Origin of the sequence: Faecalicatena contorta (assembly GCF_021531895.1) — a bacterium.
GTDB lineage: Bacteria > Bacillota > Clostridia > Lachnospirales > Lachnospiraceae > JAFBIX01.
This window is the reverse complement of the sequence record NZ_JAFBIX010000048.1, coordinates 1-8740: the sequence shown is the minus strand read 5'-3', so window position 1 is coordinate 8740 and position 8740 is coordinate 1. Positions and strand designations below refer to the sequence as shown.

Genomic DNA, 8740 nt, shown 5'->3' with positions numbered 1-8740 from the left:
ATTAATCCCAAAACAATTAACACAAGTAATGTTGCTATGTTAATCCTCATATTTACTGCAACACCGACTCTTTCATTCCAATTTGGGCTAAAAAAAGATACTGTATATACAATTATCAATACAAACGTATACGCGATCAATATTGCGCCCATACCTTTTGAAAAAGTTTCATAACGTTGTTCCATAAAATATATTTCCAAAAAAAGCAGAAAACCTGTGCTAAAATTTATAAATAGAATACTCTGATCAGTCCAAAATAATTGTACTATATCAATATGTTGTTTTACTGTTAAAAATGTTCTAAGGCAATTATATACTACTGGTAATGCATTAATCATTATTCCCACAAACCACAAACCAGTAGTCGACAGAAATTGTTTCCAATTAATTTTTATTCTATTTTTTACTACTTTATGTACCGTACTCATTGTACATCTTCCTAAATTAACAAACTAGCCCGACCAAAAGGTCGGGCATAATCTCTCGCAATTCCTCGGTAGGACTTATGGCACTGCCCCCCTACTGTCTTCGGTAACAACGCATATATTATATTACATTTTTTCTCTATTTGCAAGCCTTTTCAAAAATTCTCCTTGTTGTTTCAAAAATTCTCCTTGTTGTTTATTTCAAAAATTTTTCTTCACTCCAGTCACATTTGTTTTTCTGACAGCATTGGAAAAGAGCTCTAGTTTAACAGTCCCCGGCAGTTGGCCACTCTGTTATTCGTGGATTGGTTGCCTACAGGCTAATGGTCCGCCGTTGAGTTCTACGATCTAAAAGCGTGGATCACAGTGTTTCATGTGCGCACATAGGGAGGCCGCAGATAACTCAGACCTTACAGTGACCACAGCTCTTTTCTAATACTGTCAGATTGTTTACTTGTTACCTTTGGCAGAAACAGCTGCAGTATGCTGCTTTTTCTGTTTGACTATGATATACATCTACACTACTTTTGTTTCAATATTATCTGTCATCATTCCCCATACAAAGCATGCTAGTTCTCTTGCTATTGCGGCTACTGCCACATTCCTTTTCTTGCCATGTCTTATAAATTTATAGTATCGACTCCGCAATCTCGTATTCGCCTTGTCGGCATACGCTATCACATCTGCCGTATTACCATTTTGTCTTGCCCTCAAATCTTTTGATTTATGTCCAACTGCTCCCTTGCATATTCCACCGGATGCTTCTATCAGCAGTTGTCTCAGATGACTGTTCCCTGCTTTCGTTATTCCCAGGCGGTGTATACTGTCAGAGCTTGAGTTTTCTCCCGGTGCAAGTCCCAGATATGCTGCATATTGGTTCCCTTTTGCAAATCTCTCAAAATCACCGGTTTCAACAATCAAAGATAATGCTGTATGTGTTTTGATTCCAAGGAAACATTCTAACCGCTTTACTTTTTCACGATATTTTATTTGAGCTGCGATTTCTTCGATTCGTTTATCAAATCGCTCAATCTTCGCCTCCTGCTCCTCGTATGAAGCCATATATTCATCCAGTGTTTCCCGATACAGTCTGTTGGTGATTTCCAGTTCTTTTATCCATTTTAAATGTGCCTGTGTCCACTTTCTCCCATCATAGCAGAATCCGTGTCTTATACAGAAAGCATTGATCTGTTGTTTGATTTTCTTCAGTGCCAGTTTATGATCATTTCTCATCCGAAGATATTCCTTCACAGAATCATCTTCTTCTGTCGGAATGTAAACAGCATGATATCCACCATACAATAAACACTGTGCTATCATATGTGCATCTCGCATATCTGTTTTTATTCTTACGCCCTGTTGAGTAAGCATTGTTGTTGGCGCAAGTATTACACATTTTATTCCAGCGGCTGTGAGCTGATTGTAAAGTGAATATCCAAGGCACCCTGCCTCATATCCACACTGGATATCATAATCATGGTTCAATCCAAGCTTTTGCTTTAGATTTTCGATAAACATCAAAATATTTTTATAATCCGATGTCACCTTAATCGTAGCAAATATGCGGTCTTCCTCGCCAATCACCGGCTCCATTGCGCATAATGTGTAATTTGTGGTATGGACATCCATTCCAATTTTTAGTATTCTTTTCATATGAGTGATCTCCTTTTGTATGCGGTAATTCCTGTTACCTTTGTTCTTATCAAACTCTAGTATACAGGTAAACCCACGTTGCTACAAATGTGAGGTCACTTCATATTATCTAAAAAACCTTAGATTTTTTAGAGTAATTATCTCACAAAAACTAGCAAGTGGCATGGTACCGGCTATTTACCATTTACAAGAAATACTATAGCTTTCGCAGATCTCGAACAGCAATACTGGCAAGCTCTTTCCATCTTCATCGACTGCTAAGATCCCAATAAATAGTATATTTATCTTCTATTCTACTACAATAATTTGATTTATTTTTATAGGATTCCTCTGCTCTTCTTAATCTGATATTTTGCCTGATTCGGCCTGATTTGTGCTACAGTCACCAGATGCTGCAAAGCACTGCGCCCTGCAACATCCGGTCATAGATATGATTGATATTAATTATAAGAAATTACATTTTACATCTTTTTCAAAAACTCATCCAAGGATTCGGATCTTGCGGCTAATCTGTGCCATTTCTTCAACGTTTCCAGATCTTTTTCACTTGTGATTCTGTTTCGAAGTTCATCCGGAATCTCGCCCAGATCATTCATTAGTTCTAATAACATTTCTAAAACAGCTTCCGTTTTTCCTTCTGCTATTCCTTCTGCTTTTCCTTCTGCTATTCCTTCTGCCTTTCCCTCTGCGCGTTCATCCCTCAACATCTCTTCAAAGATCATAAAACGCTCCTCCATTTCACGATTGGATTTGATTCTGCGTATCGTATTCTGAAGCTTTTCTACAAAATCATCCTCAAAATCTGTTTCGCTTTCGCTCAGGTCAGCTTTCACAAAGTTCAGGAAACTTACAAGTTCTCCTGGTACTTCCCTGTCATTCTCTCCTCTGGTACTCAGGAAGATACTTTTACACCCGTCCTGCAGCTGTGCTCCCGGTTCTTCCTCACATTGTTTTGTAAATGTATACCGGTACTTTTTCTTTCCAAACGGATCGAAGTCACAGATAAAAATCACATACACTTCCGGCAGTTCCGTATAATCGCTGCCACTTAGCAGCAGCTCCATGTCAATCTGCCCGTGATAATATCGTACCCTTTTCCCTAGTTCTGCTTTCTTTGCGACCTGCATCTCCACGTTATAACGAGTGTTATGTTCATTTTTCGCATAGACATCCAATCGAACACCTTTATATTCCGGGTGATAGACGATACTCTTTTCTTTACTCACTTCCACCCGCTCGATGGGAAAACCTAACGCAAGTTCCAGAAATCTTTTACAGTTTTCTTCCTCCATCATCACTGCGCCAAACATGAAATTGTCCTTGAGCGTAAGCTCTTTTAGTTGCTTCTTTCGCTTCATATATATCCTCCACATTGCAGAGGAATCCTATGAATAGATTGTAGCATATTGCTTTAAGAAATACTATATCTATTACAATCCCAGGATCTATGGAAAACTCATTTTAGCATTAGGCCCAATCCTAATCAACGCGGACAGTCCACTAGTTATTTCATCTATGACGAAACCGGCACTCCCATATATATTGCCAAATTTTTTGATTTTTTCAAGAACATCTCTATTCCTCCCAGTATCGATGTTCATTCTTGTCAACACCCCAAAGATGTCATTACTCGCTGATGCAGATGACTTTATGGGCGATATCGGCAGTGTCTCAGACATGTTTTATTATCAGAAACGTTCTTTTACACGATATGTACAAGTTTGTTTGGAAGAGGATATTGGATTCCCCAGAATATTCGCAGTAAAGGAGAATCTTTTAATTCACTCACACTTTTATGGTCTATTAATAGAGGAGGCGATAAACGGAATCACGCTTGAAGACTATTTGAAATCTTCCATTTCCAATGACGATAGAACCACTTTTGCGATAGATTTCTTATTCAAAATGTCAGTAAATGGTATTGAGCGTTTACGATGAATCCATTGCCATCCTCAAGAAATACTTTGAGATATTGAAAAAAACTGACCGGTCACAGGGTATCTCCTGCGACCGGCCAGTTGTTAAGCCAACAGTACAAAATTACTGATTGCGCACGTCAATATTGAATGTAATAAATCCTTCATAAGTTCCGGCAGCAATTCCGTCATAGTTATCTGCTTTAATTACTCTGCCAATTGAAGCAGTTCCATCTGTCACTTTTTCATTTCCATAGAAACTTACTAACAGATCGCCAATCTTATAAGCATCGGACGGTCTGGTGCTGTATTTACTTCCATAAACACCATATGTAGCTTCATCTGTTCCGCTGCTCAGAGCGAATTTTCCTGTTGTAGTTCCATATCCTGCATCTGCAATGCTCACACTGACTTTTTTCCCATCCGGAATGGCATTCAAGCTATCCTCATTCATAGTAAATGTAAGCTGTGCAGGATCAGCAGAAGTAATATTTACTGTTGATGGAATACCAACCGTAAAAGTTGGTGCAGGATTTTCCTTTACAAGGGAAACCGTTGTCTGCCCATTTGCGTTATTTCCTTCTTCTACAGATACATCTGCTGCTGCAACATTCAGTGCATTTCCCATAATCGTGGCACAGATAAGTCCAATTGCTGCAAATTTCTTTAAATTCCTCATTTTTGAATCCTCCTTCAGTTCATTTCATTTTTATTTTCTATATATAAACCCTTTTTGGGGAATATTAAGATACAATTAAATTCGTAGAAACAATGGCATTATTCAGCGGATTCTGTTCCTCAATCGAATAAGTATCAATGCGGATATCCAGCTTATACGTTCCACTTATCATCTTTTGGTTCAGTTTTACTTCTTCCAACGCACGTCCCGGTTCTATCAGGTCAGATTGATAGATTTCCTCACCCGTCTCATTCAATATAAAAGTATATGTAAAGTAACATTCATTCTCTTTTGGGTTAACCAGAACCATGTCTATCGAATCAGCCCCGTCATCCATATAAATATCACTGTAATAAGGAATCTGTATATCAGCACTTTCATCCACACTTTCCAGATTCTGATTCCATTTCACAGTATTTTTTTCCATTTTCAGACCACCGGACAATGTATTTTTCCTTGCCAGGAAAAAACCTCCGGCAGCAATCAAAATTACAATTGCAATGATTGTTCCGATAAGCCAAATCTTGTTCTTCTTCAAACTTCTTCCTCCGATTTTATTTTTTTCACCTTTCTTCCGCATACAACAGCCGCTGTCAACAGGGGAACCAGATATACTGCCGTGTGATTCTCATCTCTAGTCTTGATGGAGCCAATCCTCTGCCCCTTCTCTTTGACCGAATTATCCTGTTGTTCCGCCTTATGTAAAATCACTTTTGTCGTCCCCGCCTGTACCTGCAGTATCTGAAAATTTACACAGCAAACCATCAATAATGAGATGCATATATATCTAAGGATTTTTTTATTCACAATTTTTCTTCCTTTCCACTGCTGCGTTTCAATATGGTATTTATTTAATCACTCATTTGTAAAATCCACTATCCTGAAACTGTTAAATTATCGCTAAGCCCCCGACAAATAGTATATTTACCTTCGATTTATATTTATAGAATTCCTCTGCGCTTCTAATGCTGATATTTCGCCTGAATCGGCCTGATTCGTGTTACAGTCACCAGATGCCGCAAAGCACTGACACCCTGCAACATCCGGTCATAGATATGATTGATATTAATTATAAGAAATTACTTTTTACATCTTTTCCAAAAACTCATCCAAGGATTCGGATCTTGCGGCTAATCTGTGCCACTTCTTCAACGTTTCCAGATCTTTTTCACTCGTAATCCTGTTCCGAAGTTCATCCGGGATCTCGCCCAAATCCTTCATTAGTTCTAATAACATTTCTAAAACAGCTTCCGTTTTTCCTTCTGCTTTTCCTTCTGCTATTCCTTCTGCCTTTCCCTCTGCGCGTTCATCCCTCAACATCTCTTCAAAGATCATAAAACGCTCCTCCATTTCACGATTGGATTTGATTCTGCGTATCGTATTCTGAAGCTTTTCTACAAAATCATCCTCAAAATCTGTTTCGCTTTCGCTCAAGTCAGCTTTCACAAAATTCAGGAAACTTACAAGTTCTCCTGGCACTTCTCTGTCATTCTCTCCTCTGGTACTCAGGAAGATACTTTTACACCCTTCCTGCAGCTGTGCTCCCGGTTCTTCCTCACATTGTTTTGTAAATGTATACCGGTACTTTTTCTTTCCAAACGGATCGAAATCACAGATAAAAATCACATACACTTCCGGCAGTTCCGTATAATCGCTGCCGCTTAGCAGCAGCTCCATGTCAATCTGCCCGTGGTAATATCGTACCCTTTTCCCTAGTTCTGCTTTCTTTGCGACCTGCATCTCCACGTTATAACGAGTGTTATGTTCGTTCTTGGCGTAGACATCCAATCGAACACCTTTATATTCCGGGTGATAGACAATACTCTTTTCTTTACTCACTTCCACCCGCTCGATGGGAAAACCTAACGCAAGTTCCAGAAATCTTTTACAGTTTTCTTCCTCCATCATCACTGCGCCAAACATGAAATTGTCCTTGAGCGTAAGCTCTTTTAGTTGCTTCTTTCGCTTCATATATATCCTCCACATGGCAGAGGAATCCTATGAATAGATTGTAGCATATTACTTTAAGAAATACTATATCTTTCGCAGACCTCGAACAGCAATACTGGCAAGCTCTTTCCACTCTATATAATTTAAGCATTTAATACAGCAACTTAATATAGGATTCCTCTACACCTTTTAATCTGATATTTTGCCTGATTCGGCCTGATTTGTGTTACAGTCACCAGATGCCGCAAAGCACTGCGCTCTGCAACATCCGGTCATAGATATGATTGATATTAATTATAAGAAATTACATTTTACATCTTTTCCAAAAACTCATCCAAGGATTCGGATCTTGCAGCTAATCTGAGCCACTTCTTTAACGTTTCCAGATCTTTTTCACTTGTGATTCTGTTTCGAAGTTCATCCGGGATCTCGCCCAGATCATTCATTAGTTCTAATAACATTTCTAAAACAGCTTCTGCTTTTCCTTCTGCTATTCCTTCTGCTTTTCCCTCTGCGCGTTCATCCCTCAACATCTCTTCAAAGATCATAAAACGCTCCTCCATTTCACGATTGGATTTGATTCTGCGTATCGTATCCTGAAGCTTTTCTACAAAATCATCCTTAAAATCTGTTTCACTTTCGCTCAGGTCAGCTTTCACAAAGTTCAGGAAACTTACATGAAATTGTCCTTGAGCGTAAGCTCTTTTAGTTGCTTCTTTCGCTTCATATATATCCTCCACAATGCAGAGGAATCCTATGAATAGATTGTAGCATATTACTTTAAGAAATACTATATCTATTACAATCCCAGAATCTATGGGAAACTCATTTTAGCATTAGGCCCAATCCTAATCAACGCGGACAGTCAACTAGTTATTTCATCTATGACGAAACCGGCACTCCCATATATATTGCCAAATTTTTTGATTTTTTCAAGAACATCTCTATTCCTCCCAGTATCGATATTCATTCTTGTCAACAACCAGAAGATGTCATTGATCAACTCGCTGATGCAGATGACTTTATGGACGATATCGGCAGTGTCTCAGACATGTTTTATTACCAGAAACGTTCTTTTACACGATATGTACAAGTTTGTTTGGAAGAGGATATTGGATTCCCCAGAATATTCGCGGTAAAGGAGAATCTTTTAATTCACTCACACTTTTATGGCCTACTAATAGAAGAGGCGATAAACGGAATCACGCTTGAAGACTATTTGAAATCATCCATTTCCAATGACGATAGAACCACTTTTGCGATAGATTTCTTATTCAAAATGTCCAACATCATAGAGAAGTTTGTAAAAAATGGGATTGTACACCGCGACCTTTCTCCCGACAACATTATGATAAGCAATCATCAATTTGTTGTGATCGATCCAGGAGTGGTGAAAATTATCAGCAGAAACACTACAGAACTTGGATATGTCATGGGAAAGCGTGCATACGCCTCTCCTGAACAGTATTGGGGACATGCTGTATATGCAGACTTTACCAGTGATCTGTACTCACTTGGATTAATCGCTTTTGAGATCGTGTCTGGAATAAATCCACTGGCATATTATATTGCCAAGAATCCAGCTCACCCGCATGAAGATATCATACACAAATTCGACCGAGAATTAGAGGACATCTTTTTCAAGCACATTGATGAATCAGAGACCAATCAACAATTATTTATTATCATTCGGAAATTATTACAGCCAGATAAAGCTTATCGTTTTAGTGATGTCTCCAGTTTTCAAGAGGCAATGAACGTATTAAAGGAGGGAATATAACCATGACAAAATTATTGGCTCAACACGGCACCGCAAAAGGGAAGAAGATGGATAACGCCATCACCAATCAATACTTATCCGGTGTAATATTCTCTCCAAGAGAAGAAAATCTTGAATCCATTAAAAAATATTATAACAACAGCTCTTTCCTATCACCTGAAACTACATTTCTTGATCCTCAACTATATTATTCCACTTTTGAGGGTAAGATGAATAATCCGGGGGCCGTGTCCCTGCTGTCCGGACTTAGGAAACCGCAAATCCGTTTTTAAGGAAACCACCATTCCGTTGGTGGAAACCTTTATCATAAATTCTTAAAATGTAACTATGCACCCTG

At 38.6% G+C, this 8740-nt stretch carries 10 protein-coding genes and 1 other annotated feature; of the genes, 2 read left to right on the top strand and 8 right to left on the bottom strand.

Features of this window, described 5'->3' with window-relative positions; all coding sequences use genetic code 11:
• The 8 genes from JQM81_RS13010 to JQM81_RS12975 form a co-directional block, all read right to left on the bottom strand.
• Nucleotides 1-428, bottom strand: a 428-nt coding sequence (locus JQM81_RS13010; protein WP_235234218.1) for a hypothetical protein, incomplete at its 3' end; no start/stop codon positions are given.
• 12 nt (nt 429-440) lie between these two features.
• Nucleotides 441-550: a sequence feature (ribosomal protein L10 leader region), on the bottom strand.
• A 391-nt stretch (nt 551-941) separates the two neighbouring features.
• Entirely contained in the window at nt 942-2078 is a 1137-nt protein-coding gene (locus JQM81_RS13005) for an IS110 family transposase (protein WP_235234216.1), read from the bottom strand.
• A 461-nt stretch (nt 2079-2539) separates the two neighbouring features.
• Nucleotides 2540-3436, bottom strand: coding sequence for an Rpn family recombination-promoting nuclease/putative transposase (locus JQM81_RS13000; RefSeq protein WP_235234214.1), 897 nt, complete (start codon nt 3434-3436; stop codon nt 2540-2542).
• A 682-nt stretch (nt 3437-4118) separates the two neighbouring features.
• Nucleotides 4119-4673, bottom strand: coding sequence for a hypothetical protein (locus tag JQM81_RS12995; protein WP_235234206.1), 555 nt, complete (start codon nt 4671-4673; stop codon nt 4119-4121).
• A gap of 64 nt (nt 4674-4737) precedes the next feature.
• Nucleotides 4738-5211, bottom strand: coding sequence for a hypothetical protein (locus JQM81_RS12990; protein ID WP_235234204.1), 474 nt, complete (start codon nt 5209-5211; stop codon nt 4738-4740).
• Entirely contained in the window at nt 5208-5480 is a 273-nt protein-coding gene (locus JQM81_RS12985) for a hypothetical protein (RefSeq protein WP_235234202.1), read from the bottom strand. The genes JQM81_RS12990 and JQM81_RS12985 overlap by 4 nt, the downstream gene beginning before the upstream one ends.
• Before the next feature lie 279 nt (nt 5481-5759).
• Nucleotides 5760-6644 (bottom strand): Rpn family recombination-promoting nuclease/putative transposase, encoded by an 885-nt coding sequence (locus JQM81_RS12980; protein ID WP_235234200.1) that lies wholly within the window; start codon nt 6642-6644, stop codon nt 5760-5762.
• A gap of 290 nt (nt 6645-6934) precedes the next feature.
• Nucleotides 6935-7363: a hypothetical protein gene (locus tag JQM81_RS12975; RefSeq protein ID WP_235234198.1), complete on the bottom strand. Its 429-nt coding sequence runs from the start codon at nt 7361-7363 to the stop codon at nt 6935-6937.
• Between the two features lie 284 nt (nt 7364-7647).
• Here JQM81_RS12975 and JQM81_RS12970 point away from each other — a divergent pair, with 284 nt between their 5' ends.
• Together JQM81_RS12970 and JQM81_RS12965 are read left to right on the top strand one after the other, a co-directional pair.
• Complete coding sequence (locus tag JQM81_RS12970) at nt 7648-8403, top strand: serine/threonine protein kinase (RefSeq protein ID WP_328282630.1); 756 nt, start codon at nt 7648-7650, stop codon at nt 8401-8403.
• Between the two features lie 2 nt (nt 8404-8405).
• Complete coding sequence (locus JQM81_RS12965) at nt 8406-8675, top strand: hypothetical protein (protein WP_235234196.1); 270 nt, start codon at nt 8406-8408, stop codon at nt 8673-8675.
• The last annotated feature ends 65 nt before the right edge of the window (nt 8676-8740 follow it).